The organism is Enterococcus sp. M190262, assembly GCF_005843965.1.
Lineage (GTDB): Bacteria > Bacillota > Bacilli > Lactobacillales > Enterococcaceae > Enterococcus_D > Enterococcus_D gallinarum.
This window is the reverse complement of the sequence record NZ_CP040461.1, coordinates 2,325,794-2,341,539: the sequence shown is the minus strand read 5'-3', so window position 1 is coordinate 2,341,539 and position 15,746 is coordinate 2,325,794. Positions and strand designations below refer to the sequence as shown.

Here is a 15,746-nt window from a genome sequence, read left to right as displayed (position 1 = left end):
CTATCTACTCCTCTACTCATTTATCCCTTAAATTATACCATTCCTCGTGTCTTGTACCAGCTCAAAATTGAAAAAAATCTGACAGCTTACTCTTCAATGATCCGTAAGCATAACTTAACTGTAATCAAATAAGCAATAAAGAATACGACGGCTGCAACACCTGCAAACAGATGTGCCACCCAATACCCTGGACTCACGATGATTTGCGTCAGCGTGTTGATTGCGAATGCGGCATGTAAAATCGCGAGTAATGTACCTGGCATGAAAACCCAAAAATTCTGCCAGTAGACGATCGATCGAATTTCTTTTTTGCTATAACCGAGTGTACGCAATAAACGATAATTTCTTTTTTCCCGCTCCGTATTAGAAAATTGCCGTACAATCAAACTGCTAGACGTAGTGATCAAAACGATCACCCCGACGAATAAAGAAACGAACAAAATAATACCGCCCTGCCGTCTAATGGCCCGCATATTCGGATAGCGATTGGCGAAGTTCAAGCGATAACCAGTAATAAACTCCTTCGATGATTGTTGCTTCTCTGAGATCTCCGTTTGCAGCTGATACTTGACTTGGCCTTTGTCCTGTGTTCGCTTGTAATAAAACGGATAGGTCCATTCGACTGAAAGTCGATCATCTAACGTCCGAGTTAATTGCTCTTGATTCTCCGTTTGAACATTGAAATAAGTCAATCGATAGTCAAATCCCGACATGTCCTGAAAATCCTTGTCATTGACGACTAATACATTGGGTAAGGTGTAACGCAACGCAATATCACCAAAATAATCTTGATACGTGTTGTCTAAGAGGAGTTTTTTACCATTTTCCAGCGCAATATTTTTTTGGTAAGTTCTCAAGTTGTATGCAATATCATAATCATCATCAAACAAAACAGCAGTATTTTCTCCTAAAGAAACCGCAGGTGCATCCGGCACCAATCGACGAAATGCTCGGTAATCGGATAAAGAAAGCGCATTGACCAATACGGTTTCTTGTCCTGTACTTATCGGATTGGCCAAGTATTTCGCGTTGATGTTTAACGGCACGATACGAAAAGTGAGTGTCTGCTCCGCGACGACCTGACTCTGATTTTCCAGAATCACTTGCTTTAACTCTTCCGCATTTTCTGCTGCGACTTGAAAATCGACGGGATAATCACGATTGGTCGCCTGATAATTCAAGGAAATCACCCCCATCGTGCCACCAATCAAAGAAATCGCGATCGCAGTAATGATCGTCAGTAATGAAAAACTTTTCCATGTCCGCTGCAAATAAGCCCGGATATTGTTGAATGCAATCAAGCGTGTGCCTTTGCTGATTTTTTTGCGGGGGAGCGTTAAGACATGTAACAACATTGGCAATGTGCAGTCAAAGAACAAATACGTCGCTGTGATACAGCAAAATAAAATCAGCAATGGAATCCATAAAACAGCAGTATAATCTTCTGTATAATTAATATAGCGCTCCAGTGTCGTTCGTAGCGTCAGAGCTAAGTAATAGCCGATCCCTAACAGAAGCAAACCGATGATCCCCATTGCCATCCGAAATGGGCGACACTTCATTTTGCTCACTGGCAGTGTATAGTTGTTCTTCATTAGATCGATCAAAGGATTCTGCCAGACAAACAAAACCACTTGACCACTCAAAACTACCATGGCAAGCAAAAATACCCACACGGTAGTCAAAATCGAACGAGGCGAATTAAAAAAATGACTAGTGATGGATAGTCCCATCACTCGAATCAAGATCATTGAGAAAAATTTCGAAAATATAATCCCCATGAAAATGCCCACAACAAGGGAAAAAAGATTTAGGAGGAACGTTTCTCTCAGCAGCAGCCAGCTTAACCTTGCTCTGCGCAAACCCAGGAGCTGATAAACACTGATCTCTTTTTGCCGTTGATTCAAGAAGAAATGATTGGCACTTAGCATAAAAAAAAGCACCACAACAGCAACGATCGTACTACCAAAACCTAATACGCCATCGATGCGAATGTCTTGCTGCACTCGTTGAGTCAGCAAACGGTCATTCATCATAGCACTAAATGAATAAAAAATCATGACTGCCGTCATCATGCACACAAAGTAAACGACATAATTGCGAAACTGCTGCAAAAAACTGCGCCAGCCAATTTTATAGAGCATGGCGATCCCCGCCTCCAATCGTCGCTTGCATATCGATGATTTTTTCGAAAAACTCTTTGCGGGACCCTTTTTTGACTACCTCTGCAAAAAAGACACCATCTCTAATAAACAAAATCCGATTGCAATAACTTGCAGTGAAAGGATCGTGGGTCACCATGAGAATCGTCATATCTTCTTGCAGATTGATTTCAGCTAAATAACGCAACAGCTCTGTCGCCGCTTTTGAGTCTAAGGATCCCGTGGGTTCATCTGCAAACAACACGGAAGGACGGCTGATGATTGCTCTGGCGGCGGCCACCCGTTGCTTTTGACCGACCGATAGTTCTTCTGGGTAGCGGTCTAACAAATGAGCGAGTCCCAATAAGTTCGCCAGATGTACCAATCGCCGGTCAACTTCATTGACCGAAAGGCGGTCGATCGCCAGTGGCAAGATAATGTTGTCTTTGGCAGTCAACGTGTCTAGTAAATTAAAATCTTGAAAAATAAAGCCGATTTCTTTTCGGCGAAAATCGCTTAGCTCATTTTCTGACAAGCGGGTGATTTCTTGTCCTCCGATTGCAACAGAACCTAGACTCGGACGTAAGATGGAGGAAAGGATATTCATCAGTGTCGTCTTTCCAGCACCACTTGGTCCCATGATCCCCACAAATTCCCCTTGATCAACGGAAAAAGACAGATTGTCTAGGACTTTGGTTTGATTGAAGCGGGTTCCATAGGTTTTTGTCAGGTGCTTCACATCGATCATTTTTTTCATGCAAATTCTCCTTGATCTATTTCTACTTTTCTTCATATTTTCTTTATGGTAGCATATTTTCTTCTCTATCGCCCCTGCTTCGTTTTTACACATAAAAATTTTTTACAATTTTTATTCATTTTGTGAAACGTGAAACATGCAAGTCCTTGTTATCATCAAGTTTTTATTGAAAACCGCTTTTGAATATACACTACATATTGTGCATACTGAATTATTTAGCGAATAAAAGCCACTATATATAGTTGCCGAAAACCATATTTTGTTTTATGATATTGGAGAAGATAAGGAGTGATAGTAATGATGGACTTAAAGAGAAATACTGAACAAAGCGGGGGTAGCCATCCTCAATTAACCCAATTGAAGATCGTGAAACGTGATGGTCGCTTAGTAGATTTCGATGACCAAAAAATTTACGATGCATTAGTAAAAGCCCAAAGAAAAGTTAAAGGAGAACTATCTCCCCTCGATCATGAACGGATTTTAGAAATCGTAGAAGGAATCGATCATGAGATCGCCGAACGGTTTACCAAAAACGTTAAAATTTATGAAATCCAAAACATCGTTGAGCATATTTTATTAGCAAAAAATGAATATGCATTGGCCGAAGAGTATATCAACTATCGGACACGTCGCGATTTTGAACGCAGCAAAGCGACGGATATCAACTTTACGATCAATAAATTAATGAATAAAGATCAAACAGTGGTCAACGAAAATGCCAATAAAGACAGCAATGTCTTCAATACTCAAAGAGACTTGACTGCAGGGATCGTAGGGAAATCCATCGGCTTGAAAATGCTGCCCCCTCATGTGGCGAACGCCCATCAAAAAGGTGATATCCATTATCATGATTTAGATTATCATCCTTATACTCCGATGACTAACTGCTGTCTAATCGATTTCAAAGGCATGCTGAACAATGGTTTCAAAATCGGAAACGCAGAAGTCGAATCACCAAAATCGATTCAAACGGCGACAGCTCAGATCTCTCAAATCATTGCCAATGTGGCATCTAGTCAATATGGCGGTTGTTCTGCAGACCGGACGGATGAATTACTTGCACCTTTTGCTGAATTGAACTATCAAAAACACTTGCAAGATGCGCGTGAATGGATCGACGGCGAGGATCGCCAAGAAGCTTACGCGAAGAACAAGACAAGAAAAGACATTTACGATGCGATGCAAAGTTTGGAATATGAGATCAATACTTTGTTTACTTCAAACGGACAGACACCTTTCACTTCCTTAGGCTTTGGTCTGGGAACAAACTGGTTTGAGCGAGAAATCCAACGTGCAATCTTACAGATCCGGATCAACGGACTTGGCAGCGAAAAACGGACAGCAATCTTTCCGAAGCTGATTTTCAGTATCAAACGCGGCGTAAATCTGGAACCCACAGATCCAAACTACGACATCAAAGAATTGGCTCTGGAATGTGCAACGAAACGGATGTATCCAGATGTCTTGAATTATGACAAGTTGATTGAATTGACGGGTAGTTTCAAAGTACCGATGGGCTGCCGTTCTTTCTTGCAAGGCTGGAAAGATGAACATGGCGAAGAAGTCAATGTAGGACGGATGAACCTTGGGGTCGTAACATTGAATATTCCCCGCATTGCCCTAGAAGCTAACGGAGATCGCGACAAATTCTGGTCTCTTCTGGAGCAGCGTCTGCAAATCGTCAAAGATGCGCTTGTTTACCGAGTAGAACGTTGCAAAGAAGCGAGTCCGGCAAATGCACCAATCCTATACATGTATGGCGCATTCGGCAAACGCCTCGATCGCAAAGACAGTGTCAACGAGTTGTTCAAAAATAAACGTGCTACTGTTTCCTTAGGGTATATTGGATTGTATGAAGCAGCTGCTGCTTTCTTTGGTGGTGAGTGGGAAAATGATCCTGAAGCAAAAGAATTCACGTTAGCCATCGTGAAAGAGTTAAAAGCCCATGCAGATGCTTGGGGCGATGAATACGGCTATCATTTTAGCGTCTATTCCACACCAAGCGAAAGCTTGACCGATCGCTTCTGTCGTTTAGATACAGAAAAATTCGGCATCGTTGAAGACATCACAGATAAAGAATATTACACAAATAGCTTCCACTATGATGTCCGCAAAAATCCAACGCCATTTGAAAAGTTGGATTTTGAAAAAGACTATCCAAAGTATTGTTCGGGCGGCTTTATTCATTATTGTGAATACCCAGTTCTGCAACAAAATCCCAAAGCTCTTGAAGCAGTTTGGAATTATGCGTATGATCGTGTCGCTTATCTAGGAACCAACACTCCGATCGATCATTGTTATGAATGCGGATATGAAGGTGATTTCAATCCAACTGAACGCGGCTTCGAATGTCCACAATGTGGCAATCACGATCCAAAGAGTTGTGACGTCGTCAAACGAACATGCGGTTACCTAGGAAATCCTCAAGCTCGACCAATGGTTCACGGTCGTCACAAAGAAATTTCCGCTCGTGTCAAACATATGAAACATAATGACTGAAACAAGTGTCCCCTACGCGACTAAAGCGTAAGCAAATTCTGCTTCTTTCTAACTGACAACTGTTGGTCAGGAGTCCGCAGAAAACGAGTGCTGGAATTGCTCGCGCATTTGTGCTTTCTAGTGGTTTTTGCTACAGTCGCGAAGGACATTTTTATCGAATAATCGAATAATCGAATAGTTAGAAAGAAGTTTTGCACATGAGAAATCCTCGCCCCAAAGAATGGCAAGCAAAAGAGTATAGTCAAAATCATATTGCAGATTATAAAGCCTTCAACTTTGTTGACGGCGAAGGTATCCGCAATAGCCTGTATGTCAGTGGTTGTTTATTTGCTTGCGAAGGCTGTTTCAATAAAGCAGTCCAAAATTTCCGCTATGGCACCCCATTCACAGCAGAACTCGAAGAACAGATCATTGAAGATTTGCGGCACGATTATGTTCAGGGACTAACACTATTGGGCGGCGAACCTTTTTTGAATACTGAAGTATGTCTGCAAGTGGTAAACAGAGTCCGTTCCGAGTTCGGTTATGGCAAAGATATTTGGAGCTGGTCTGGTTACACCTTCGAGGAACTACTGTTGGAAACAGAAGATAAGCTTGAGTTGCTGTCTCGCATCGATATCCTAGTTGATGGCCGTTTCGAATTGAGCAAACGCAACTTGAATCTGCAATTTCGCGGTAGCAGCAATCAACGGATCATTGATGTTCCTAAATCCCTAGCACTAGGCGAAGCGGTGATTTGGGACAAATGCAAAGACGCAGAAAAAAGCTATGAACAAATCAAAAAGAGTATTTGACGACTTGAATAAACTTCAGTTTTCAAACTGATACAAAAGATAAAAGGGACTGTGACATAAGTCATCATCCAACAAGTTAAACCGAATAATAGTCTGTTGCTGGATAGATTCCTCTGACTTTTGCGACGAGGAGTCCCTGCACCGCAGGAGCAATAATCATTAATGTTCGGATAGTATTACTTGTAGGAGACTTATGGCACAGTCCCTTTTATTTTGATCATAAAACACACCATCATTACAAATGTTTGCTTGCTTCTTTGATACTTAACGGAGCTAACTGATCTTTGTGCGTTAACAGAAAAGCCTGCACCCACTCAGGGTTTGTTTTAGCATAATCGCGCAAACTCCAGCCAATCGCTTTATTGATAAAGAATTCATCGCTACCTAAATTATTTAAAAGGATCGTCTCTAAAAGCTCGCGATCGGTTTTTTCTTTTCTAAGCAGTTGGTGGTCAATGGCGATGCGCCGGAGCCATAAATTTTCTGCTTTGCTCCAAGCAACCATCTTTTGGCTCAATTCCGGGTAGGTCATAGTCAGCCCACCAACAACTTTATTCAAGCCATCAACAGTATCCCACCAAGACTTTTGAAGGACTAATTCACTTATTTTCTCCAGTTCGTCTGGTTGGAGGACCGACTGCATCGTTACCAGATAGTCGATAGCTACATATTGCATTTCACGATAAGGTAGTTGCCAACAGGTTTCAACAAATGCCCAATCGATGGCGGCCTTTTTCATTGCAGCAAAATAAGGTCTTTGTATTTGTTTGCGTACAGGTGACGGAATCCCTAAAAAGTCAAATTGGTTCCGCATGTACGCCCGCATTTGAACTTTTCGTGCTGGATTTTCTTGCGCCATGAATTCCTCTAGTAACGCTTTCCATTGACTGTTTGTCGTCATTATGCGCCTCCATATATTTTATTCGGTTTCCCACAAAGGCAATACGATATTTTCATAAGCTAATGGATCAAGATTCGTAACTGTGATCCCCAATAAGCGGATCCCTTTTTCGATTCCTAGAATCTCCTCCCAAATCAAACTAGCTTGTGAAAAAATAGCTTCTTTCTTGTGCATATACTCTGGCAACGTGACCCGTTTTGTGATGGTGGAGTAATCGGCATAACGCACTTTCAACACCACAGTCTTTCCGTGTTTTTGCGTACGTTTCAATGATCTTTCTACTTCTTCTGCCAGGTTTCTTAGCTGACTGATGACTTGATCTTCTGTGGTTAACGCATTGCCATACGTATGTTCTTTTCCGACTGATTTGCGTTCTCTCGTCACACTGACCGGAGAATCATGGATTCCTCGAACTTTCCGGTATAACGAGTAGCCCATTTTTCCAAATTCTTGGATCAATGCCATTTCGCTCCATTCATAAAGGTCAGATCCTTTATAAATCCCTAATTCATGCATTCTCGGCACTGTCTTCTTACCGATACCATGAAATTTGTCAATCGGTAATTTTTTTAAAAAGACCACGGCATCTTCCGGCATTACTACCGTCAACCCCCGGGGTTTGTGAAAATCCGAAGATAATTTGGCTAAAAACTTATTGTAGCTGACACCTGCTGAACAAGTAAGCTGGGTCGTCTGCCAAATGTCTTGCTGGATCATGCGAGCAATTTTGATCGCTGAAGGACAGTTGATCTTGTTGACGGTCACATCCAGATAAGCCTCATCGATAGAAACCGGTTCAATCACATCGGTATAGCGCCCAAAGATCTCTCGGACTTGCTGAGAAATTTCGCGGTATTTCTGATGGTTGCCAGGTATAAAGACGGCATGAGGACACAATTCAAAGGCTTTTTGCGCACTCATTGCAGAATGGATCCCATACTGACGTGCTTTATAATTGGCAGTCGTGACGACACCTCTACCCCCAGTATCACTTGGGTGGCGGGCAATCACTAAGGGATGTTTAGCCAATTCAGGATTGTCTCTTTCTTCTACTGATGCAAAAAAGGCATCCATATCGATATGGATAATTTTCCGAGACGTATCGTTTTTTAACGGAAAACGCAACTCAGCCATCTTCACCACTCCATTCTCCTCTATTATAAACGAACAGAAGTTCCCTATCAAGAGGCTCATTCCAAGCATCGGCGATTGTTGCAAACAAAAAGAATCCCTGTAAAAAAGACAGAAATTCTTTTTGCTTCCCGTTATGATTTAAGACTTCAAATTTGGTTCGCTTCGTTAAAAACGTCTAGACTTACAGCGCTGATGGGCCTCGTTCATTGGTTCGGATTCGTACTGCTTCTTCGATCGGGTAAATAAAAATTTTACCATCACCTACTTCACCTGTATGGCAGATAGACAAAATCAGTTCAATGATTGCTTCAACCTCTTCATCTGCTACAACAAAACTCGCCTTTACTTTAGGCAAAAGTGTCGTAATCACTGCTTGTCCCCGAACAAATTCTTTGACCCCTTTTTGATTACCACAGCCCAATACTTGACTCACCGTCATTCCAGCCATATCTATTTGATCAAGAGCTGCCTTTAATTCTTCTAATTTTTCTTGTCGAATGATCGCTTCTACTTTTTTCATCTGCATTCCTCCATCTATGAATCCAGCCCCATGAACGTTGGATAAGCTGTTTCATCATGTTCACTGCGATCCATTCCAATAGCTTCTTCTTGTTCTGTGACCCGGATCGGTAGCACGCGTTTGATCACATGGATCAATAGAAAGGATATGCCCCCCGCAAAAAGAATCGTAAATACGATACTAATGATCTGCGCAATGAACAATTCTGTTCCACCATAGAGCAACCCAGTTTGATGATTGACAGCAGGATCAGCGAAAATCCCCGTCATGATTCCACCAAAGATTCCGCCAATCCCATGACAACCAAAAGCATCCAAAGCGTCATCCAGACCTAAGCGATGCTTGATGACCGAAATAAAGTAATAACAAAACGGACTCACTAATGCCCCGATCACAAAGGATGACCAAAGGGAAACAAAACCTGCGCCAGGAGTAATTGCTACCAGACCCACGACAGCTCCGGTACAAGCTCCGACAATGGTTGGCTTCCCTAATAGAACTTTTTCAATCAACATCCAGGAGAGCATCGCAGCTGCGGCTGCCGTATTGGTCGTTAACAACGCTTGAATGGCGATCCCGTCAGCAGCTAATGCTGATCCAGCATTGAAGCCAAACCAGCCAAACCATAGCAACCCTGCACCTAATACGACAAATGGAATATTATGGGGACGATACTCCGTTTGATGAAACTCGCGTCTCTTACCCACGACTAATGCTAGCACGAGACCGCTGATTCCTGAACTAATATGGACAACGTTGCCTCCTGCAAAATCAATCGAACCGATAGCATCTAAGAAGCCGCCACCCCAAACCATATGGGCCATCGGAAAGTAAACCAAAAACAGCCAGCAGCCAATAAATAAGAAAACAGCTGAAAAACGCATTCGTCCTACGACTGATCCGGTAATGATCGCTGTTGTGATTAGTGCAAACATCATTTGAAAAGCCGCAAACAATCCTTCAGGAATCCCTTCTCCGTCCGTCATGGAAACTTGCTGGAAAAATAACTTATCGATGTTGCCGATAAAGGCACCGGTACCACTGAAAGAAAGCGAATACCCAGCCGCCACCCACAGAACTGAAGCTAATCCCATGGTGCAAATCACCATCATCATTGTATTCAAGATATTTTTTCGCCTTTCCAATCCACCATAAAAAAAAGCTAGCGCAGGAGTCATTAAAAAAACCATCCCACTGCAAACCAAAATAAACCCACTATTGCCTGTTCCCATTCCAATCACTCCCTTTTATGTTAGATATCCTACCATCATATTCAGGAGATCGCTAGTGTTTTTTTAAATTTTTGCAATTATTCTGAAAAAAGCTCACTTTATATGTTATGAAATCTAACATTCGCAATTCGACTGATGGCTTTCTTGGGTAATGGCGATCAAAACGACGCATAAAAAGTCACATTATCCGTCAAAGGCTTAAAGCCATTCTTTTTATAAAAATCGGCAGCTGGCATCTTTTCTTCTGTATCTAATAGTATCGTGGGAATGCCTTTTTTGACCAACTCTTCTTTGATCATTTCTAAAAAAGCAGAGCCGAAACCTTTCCCTTGATGCTTGCCAGCAATTAAAAAGGTATCGATGACATATTCTTTTCCTTGGTACCACGGCTTAATAAAGCCTAACGAGTACCCTATCTTTTCATTGGTCAATGAGTCCGTTAGAAAATAGCCAATATAAGTATTCATCGCCATCATGGATGACACATATTCTGTAATTTGAGGAACGGTCAGTTGATCATTCCATGGCTCCGCTGAAAAGACTGCAATATACATTTCAACAGCTTCCTTTAAATCTTTTTCTGTTAGCTCACGCATGCTTAAGTTGGTTGTCATTTCGTTTCCCACTTCCTTTAACAATTCATTGTCAGTTCAATCGAATGACGAACCATCATTCATCGATTCGTTTTGCATACCCATTGCCATAACTGGTATAGCGGCGGGCTTGGTTGATTTTCATTTTTTTCTGAATCTCTCCGTCTAGATCAATCGATAAGATCTCCGCTAAACCGAGAAGGTAGATGGCTACATCTGCCAATTCTTCCCCCACATTTTGTTTTTTGCGATAAGCATCAAAAGCTTCAGCCACTTCACCATATAATGACAAAAATTCCTTTTCAATATTGGTGACATTAAATTGATGATCGATTTTGTTTTGATAGATCGCTTTTTGCATGTCTCGTATGTTCATCTTTTTCTCCTTTTTAAACTAGTATATCATGTCCTTTTGTGACGGTTTCACTCAATCATCCATGCCACTAAAAATGAAACTCATTATTCAAAAAAACCGATGCACAGGCATCGGTTAAGCGTCTAAGTGATAGGCATGATAGACCGTTTGTTTTTTTACTTGATTGCGTTTCGCCACTTCCTTGATAGCCTCCTTAGAAGACATCCCGGTCTCCATCAGAGCTGTTACTTGCTCTTTAAGGCTTCCGTCATAAACGATTTCGACAGAGTCCGTCGATCCCTCAACCAAAAGGCAGCACTCTCCTTTGACTGTATTTTCCCCTAGATAGTCCAACAGTTCCTTTAAAGAACCTCGCAAGTATTCCTCGTGGATTTTTGTCAACTCTCGACAGATGACTGCAGAACGTTCTGCACCAAAAACAGTAATCATATTTTCGATCGTCGCTGCCAAGCGGTAAGGTGATTCATAAAAGATCATCGTAGCCGGCTGGTTCGCCAGCTCAGCCAATGCTTCTTTTTGCTCTTTCTTTTTTCGAGGTAAGAAGCCATAAAAAAGATTGGGCTGCGGAGACAAACCAGAAGCGATCAAAGCAGTCAATCCGGCTGTAGGACCAGGCAAGGCAATCACTGGAATATCAGCTGCAATGCACGCTTTGACTAATTCATGACCAGGGTCACTGATCGATGGCATCCCTGCGTCACTACATTGTGCAATTATTTTTCCAGCTAGCAATTGATCGATGAGTTGCGGCACACGTTCCTTGAAATTGTGTTCATGCAAACTTCGTTGCGGTGTCGTTATTTCAAAATGGTTCAACAATTTTTGGGTATTCCTAGTATCTTCGCTGGCAATCAAATCGGCTTCCCCTAAAATTTTGACACAACGAACGGTCATGTCTTCCAAATTTCCGATTGGTGTCGGCACTAAATAAAGCGTTCCATTCGATTGTTTATAGCTTTGTTGTTTCTGCATACTTTCCCTACTTTCAAAAAAAGACCAGCAACCTGCGCTGGTCATTTCCTATTATCGTCCGCTTTCTCGATAGATCACTTCAAGACAAAAAGCACACGGTTCATCATGTTCTCTTCTAGATCCATATAAGTCATAACAAACATGGAATCCTTCTTCGTATATCTTTTCCAAATTCATTCGCGATTTGGACAATTCTTGTTTGACCGATTCTGCGGGCGCTTCGGCCACTTGATTCAATTCACGGATATGTTCCCGTAAACGTTGATTTTCTAATTCTAGCGTCGTATTTTTTTCAACGATTTCTTGCAAAGACTGTTTCATTTCTGCTAAGTTATTCAACGAATTTTGCAGTTCATTTTCTAACTGATTCAATCCATCATAAATCGATCGCTTGTCCATGCTCATTATGGTCACCTACTTATTTTGTCACTAGTTCTTCATATTCATAGTCTATGGGCGTTTGTCGATCGTACAAGCGGACTTTGATAATGCGCTGCAATAAATCCAGACCGACTACTTTTCCTTTTCCATCCGGAGTCTCAACTTCTTTGCCGCGATCCGGTAATTCTCGTTTTGCTTGTTCATATTCATCATTCTCATACTTCAAACAGCACATCAAACGACCACACAACCCGGAAATTTTCGTCGGATTCAAAGACAGCCCTTGATCTTTGGCCATCTTGATCGAGACAGGGATAAAATCGCCTAAGAACGTCGAACAGCAGAGCTTGCGGCCGCATGGACCAATTCCGCCGATCGCCTTTGCTTCATCTCGTACACCGATTTGTCGCAACTCGATCCTTGTATGAAAATGACTCGCCAAATCTTTGACTAGTTCGCGGAAATCAACTCGACCATCCGCTGTAAAATAATACAGCATCTTTGACCGCTCAAATGTATATTCTGCCCTAACAAGTTTCATAGGTAAATTGTGCGCTCGAATCTTCTGCTTGCCAATGATCAGCGCTTCTTCAGCATCTTGACGATTTTTCTTTTCTTTCTCGATATCTTTAGGCGTGGCCTGTCTAATGATTGGCTTTATGTCATAAGGCAAATCTTGCGAATCGATCAACTGCTTAGGAATCGCGACGGTCGCCATAAACTTTGCTTCTTGTGATTCAACGATCACTCGTTCCCCCGACGTGTAATCTCGCTTCTCAGGCGCATAAAAATAGATTTGTCCCGCAGCGCGAAAGCGTACACCGACTACTTCTATCATAACATTGCTCCCCCTTTAGGGTACTGTTATGCCATAGATGATCTTCACTGAAAATTGTTCAGCAACGCCTTGAAAAGCTACATTCGCTTGCAGTTTCTTTTGGGCTTGCAAGGCAGCTTCGATGGCAAGATTGATCTCTTTTCCCCATAAGCCTTGTGCCAATAACTGGTCTCGTTCTTCCTGCAAATAAAATAACAGAATCGAAAAAATAACTCTCTGCTGTTCTTTTTCTTTTGCTAAAGCGAGCAGCTTTTTTTGAACGAAAATAAACGCTTGCGGATCTTTCTTCAAGAGATACTTCACCCATTGTGCAACAGCATCCTTAGTTTCATTAAACCATTCCTCTTGGGAGATTTCAACTGCTTTATGATAACTATTTGTCAAGTAACTCAAAAGACGGCTACTCTCTTGAGAAAGTCCTTCTTTTTGCAGCTTTGTCCGCAATTTGTCTTTCGCCAATGGTGAAAAATGAATGATTTGACAACGGGACTGGATCGTCGGCAAGATCCGTCCAACACTTTCCGTTTCTAAAATCGCTAAGAAATTCCCTACAGGTTCTTCCAAAAATTTCAGTAAACTATTTGCTGCACTTATATTCATTTTTTCTGATTGCGAAAGAATAAAGATTTTCAAGCGACTTTCGAAGCCGCTCTTAGAAAATTCTTCTTGCAATTGACGAATTTGATCTACTTTGATCGTCTGTCCATCTGGTTCCACCATGAGTACGTCCGGGTGCTCCCCTTGAGCGATCCGCAAACAATTACTGCAAGATCCGCAAGGTTCATCTGATTGAACATTCGTACAAAAGAGACGTTTCGCCAGCCACAAACTCATCTCATGTTTGCCCGTTCCTGCATCGCCTTCAAAAAGATAAGCATGGGCAATCCGCCCATGCTCGACACTTTTCTTCAGTTGGGCAAAAACCAGAGGTTGATATTCTTGTAAAAAAAGTTCCTCCATGGTCTGCTCCTTTTTAGTATTGATGGAAGCCATCGACTGGTAGAACAAAAACCGTTGCACCGCCAACTTCTACTTCCACTGGATAAGGTACTTGCCCATCAAGTGAGATGTCTAACGACATTGGTGTGGAAACATATTGTTTTCTAGACTGACAGGTTTTCTTGATCAGTTCCAATGCGTCTTGGACCCGCTCATCCTCAAGACCAATAATAAATGTACTGTTGCCGGCTTTTAAGAATCCGCCGGTAGATGAAAGTTTCGTAGCGCGAATGTTGGCATCGATGAATTCATTTGCTAATCGGTTGCTGTCTTTGTCTTGCACGATTGCCATAATCAATTTCATGAGATCATCTCCTTATTATTGTCGTCAGCGATCACATTGTTTTGAAGTAGGAAGGATATGCTTCAACGATTGCTGAAAAACTTGTCTCAACGACATCTTGTAATCCCATTCTAGCATCAACCTTATGGATGCGTACAGGATTTTCTTCTGCCAGCTTCAAATAAGCATGACGAACTCGTTGGTGAAATTCTAATCCTTCCGCGTCCAAGCGATCCAACTGATGAGCCCGATGCTCTTGAATCCTTCTTAAACCTGTATCCGAATCGACATCCAAATACAAGGTGAAGTCAGGCTCCGTGCCTTCGGTGGCAAATTCATTGATACGTGCAATCTCAGGAATACCGATCCGGCGCCCTGCCCCTTGATAAGCTAAAGAACTGTCTACAAATCGATCACAGATCACGATTTTGCCTTCATTCAATGCTGGTAAAATCACTTGGATCAAATGTTGGCGTCTTGCAGCAGCATACAGCAATGCTTCAGTCCGTTCATCCATCTCAGAATTTTTGGGATCCAGTATGATCCGCCGAATTTTTTCTGCGATTTTTACACCGCCTGGTTCTCTCGTTTTAACAATGTCTCGTTTGGCTTCTAGCTGCAAACGAGGATATAGTTCTTCTAAAACACTGGTTTTGCCAGCGCCATCTGGTCCTTCAATGGTTATGAACAGTCCACTCACCCTTGTTGCCTCCAATTTCTTATAATTCACGTCTTCCTTCCACTGCTTTAAGCAATGTCACTTCGTCCGCATATTCAATATCGCTGCCGACAGATAAGCCGTGAGCCAACCGCGTCACTTTGATCCCCGCTGGTTTGATCAGTCGGGAAAGATAGATCGCGGTAGCTTCGCCTTCTGTCGTGGCGTTCGTAGCAATGATCACTTCTTTCACTTGGTCATCATGCAGGCGCTGAATCAAAGGAGCAATATTGATATCTTCTGGTCCAGTCCCTTCCATTGGAGACAGAACACCATGCAAAACATGATAGAGTCCATGGTACTCACGAACTTTTTCTAACGCCATGACATCCTTTGGTTCTTCTACTACTAAGATCGTGCCTTTATCTCGTGAAGGGTCACTGCAGATCTCACAGGGATCTCCTTCTGTAATGTTTCCGCAAATACTGCAAAAATGCAGATCACGTTTGACGCTCAACAGTGATTTAGCAAACTCATTGACGACTTCATCTTTCATATCGATCGTATAAAAAGCCAATCTAGTTGCTGTTTTTTGTCCGATACCTGGCAGCTTCATGTAGCTGTCGATTAATCGTGCGATCGGTTCTGGATACTGCACGCCACATTTC

The 15,746-nt window shown here is 42.2% G+C and carries 17 protein-coding genes; 2 read left to right on the top strand and 15 right to left on the bottom strand.

Annotation, left to right across the window (positions count from 1 at the left end):
* Positions 1-86 precede the first annotated feature (86 nt).
* Together FE005_RS10980 and FE005_RS10975 are read right to left on the bottom strand one after the other, a co-directional pair.
* Positions 87-2,144, bottom strand: coding sequence for an FtsX-like permease family protein (locus FE005_RS10980; RefSeq protein WP_138371778.1), 2,058 nt, complete (start codon positions 2,142-2,144; stop codon positions 87-89).
* Positions 2,134-2,898 carry an ABC transporter ATP-binding protein gene (locus FE005_RS10975; RefSeq protein ID WP_138371777.1) on the bottom strand — a complete coding sequence of 255 codons (765 nt, stop codon included), beginning with the start codon at positions 2,896-2,898 and terminating at the stop codon, positions 2,134-2,136. The genes FE005_RS10980 and FE005_RS10975 overlap by 11 nt, the downstream gene beginning before the upstream one ends.
* 297 nt (positions 2,899-3,195) lie before the next feature.
* On the opposite strand from FE005_RS10975, the gene nrdD reads away from it, so the two are divergent.
* Together nrdD and nrdG are read left to right on the top strand one after the other, a co-directional pair.
* Entirely contained in the window at positions 3,196-5,397 is a 2,202-nt protein-coding gene (gene nrdD, locus FE005_RS10970; protein WP_138371776.1) for an anaerobic ribonucleoside-triphosphate reductase, read from the top strand.
* Positions 5,398-5,594: 197 nt separating this feature from the next.
* Positions 5,595-6,191, top strand: coding sequence for an anaerobic ribonucleoside-triphosphate reductase activating protein (nrdG, locus tag FE005_RS10965; RefSeq protein ID WP_138371775.1), 597 nt, complete (start codon positions 5,595-5,597; stop codon positions 6,189-6,191).
* A 235-nt stretch (positions 6,192-6,426) separates the two neighbouring features.
* Here nrdG and FE005_RS10960 read toward each other — a convergent pair whose 3' ends face one another.
* From FE005_RS10960 to recR, 13 genes are all read right to left on the bottom strand, one after another.
* Positions 6,427-7,050 carry a DNA alkylation repair protein gene (locus FE005_RS10960; protein ID WP_138372211.1) on the bottom strand — a complete coding sequence of 208 codons (624 nt, stop codon included), beginning with the start codon at positions 7,048-7,050 and terminating at the stop codon, positions 6,427-6,429.
* Positions 7,051-7,110: 60 nt separating this feature from the next.
* Positions 7,111-8,226 (bottom strand): DNA polymerase IV, encoded by a 1,116-nt coding sequence (gene dinB / locus FE005_RS10955; protein WP_005472399.1) that lies wholly within the window; start codon positions 8,224-8,226, stop codon positions 7,111-7,113.
* Between the two features lie 181 nt (positions 8,227-8,407).
* Positions 8,408-8,746 (bottom strand): P-II family nitrogen regulator, encoded by a 339-nt coding sequence (locus tag FE005_RS10950; protein WP_103300023.1) that lies wholly within the window; start codon positions 8,744-8,746, stop codon positions 8,408-8,410.
* 14 nt (positions 8,747-8,760) lie between these two features.
* On the bottom strand, positions 8,761-9,978 hold the full coding sequence (locus tag FE005_RS10945) for an ammonium transporter (RefSeq protein WP_113849861.1): 1,218 nt from the start codon (positions 9,976-9,978) through the stop codon (positions 8,761-8,763).
* Positions 9,979-10,136: 158 nt separating this feature from the next.
* Positions 10,137-10,592, bottom strand: coding sequence for a GNAT family N-acetyltransferase (locus tag FE005_RS10940; protein WP_103300021.1), 456 nt, complete (start codon positions 10,590-10,592; stop codon positions 10,137-10,139).
* 55 nt (positions 10,593-10,647) lie between these two features.
* Complete coding sequence (locus tag FE005_RS10935; RefSeq protein ID WP_003127098.1) at positions 10,648-10,947, bottom strand: MazG-like family protein; 300 nt, start codon at positions 10,945-10,947, stop codon at positions 10,648-10,650.
* Between the two features lie 114 nt (positions 10,948-11,061).
* The gene (gene rsmI, locus FE005_RS10930) at positions 11,062-11,919 is read right to left on the bottom strand and encodes a 16S rRNA (cytidine(1402)-2'-O)-methyltransferase (RefSeq protein ID WP_003127097.1); all 858 of its coding nucleotides are present in this window, start codon (positions 11,917-11,919) and stop codon (positions 11,062-11,064) included.
* A 51-nt stretch (positions 11,920-11,970) separates the two neighbouring features.
* Complete coding sequence (locus FE005_RS10925; RefSeq protein WP_003127096.1) at positions 11,971-12,318, bottom strand: DNA replication initiation control protein YabA; 348 nt, start codon at positions 12,316-12,318, stop codon at positions 11,971-11,973.
* A 19-nt stretch (positions 12,319-12,337) separates the two neighbouring features.
* The gene (locus FE005_RS10920) at positions 12,338-13,138 is read right to left on the bottom strand and encodes a regulatory iron-sulfur-containing complex subunit RicT (protein ID WP_003127095.1); all 801 of its coding nucleotides are present in this window, start codon (positions 13,136-13,138) and stop codon (positions 12,338-12,340) included.
* Between the two features lie 15 nt (positions 13,139-13,153).
* Positions 13,154-14,098, bottom strand: coding sequence for a DNA polymerase III subunit delta' (gene holB, locus FE005_RS10915; RefSeq protein ID WP_138371774.1), 945 nt, complete (start codon positions 14,096-14,098; stop codon positions 13,154-13,156).
* 13 nt (positions 14,099-14,111) lie between these two features.
* Entirely contained in the window at positions 14,112-14,441 is a 330-nt protein-coding gene (locus FE005_RS10910) for a cyclic-di-AMP receptor (protein ID WP_003127092.1), read from the bottom strand.
* A 31-nt stretch (positions 14,442-14,472) separates the two neighbouring features.
* Positions 14,473-15,120 carry a dTMP kinase gene (gene tmk / locus FE005_RS10905; protein WP_003127091.1) on the bottom strand — a complete coding sequence of 216 codons (648 nt, stop codon included), beginning with the start codon at positions 15,118-15,120 and terminating at the stop codon, positions 14,473-14,475.
* Between the two features lie 19 nt (positions 15,121-15,139).
* Positions 15,140-15,736: a recombination mediator RecR gene (gene recR, locus FE005_RS10900; RefSeq protein ID WP_003127090.1), complete on the bottom strand. Its 597-nt coding sequence runs from the start codon at positions 15,734-15,736 to the stop codon at positions 15,140-15,142.
* Between the last annotated feature and the right edge of the window lie 10 nt (positions 15,737-15,746).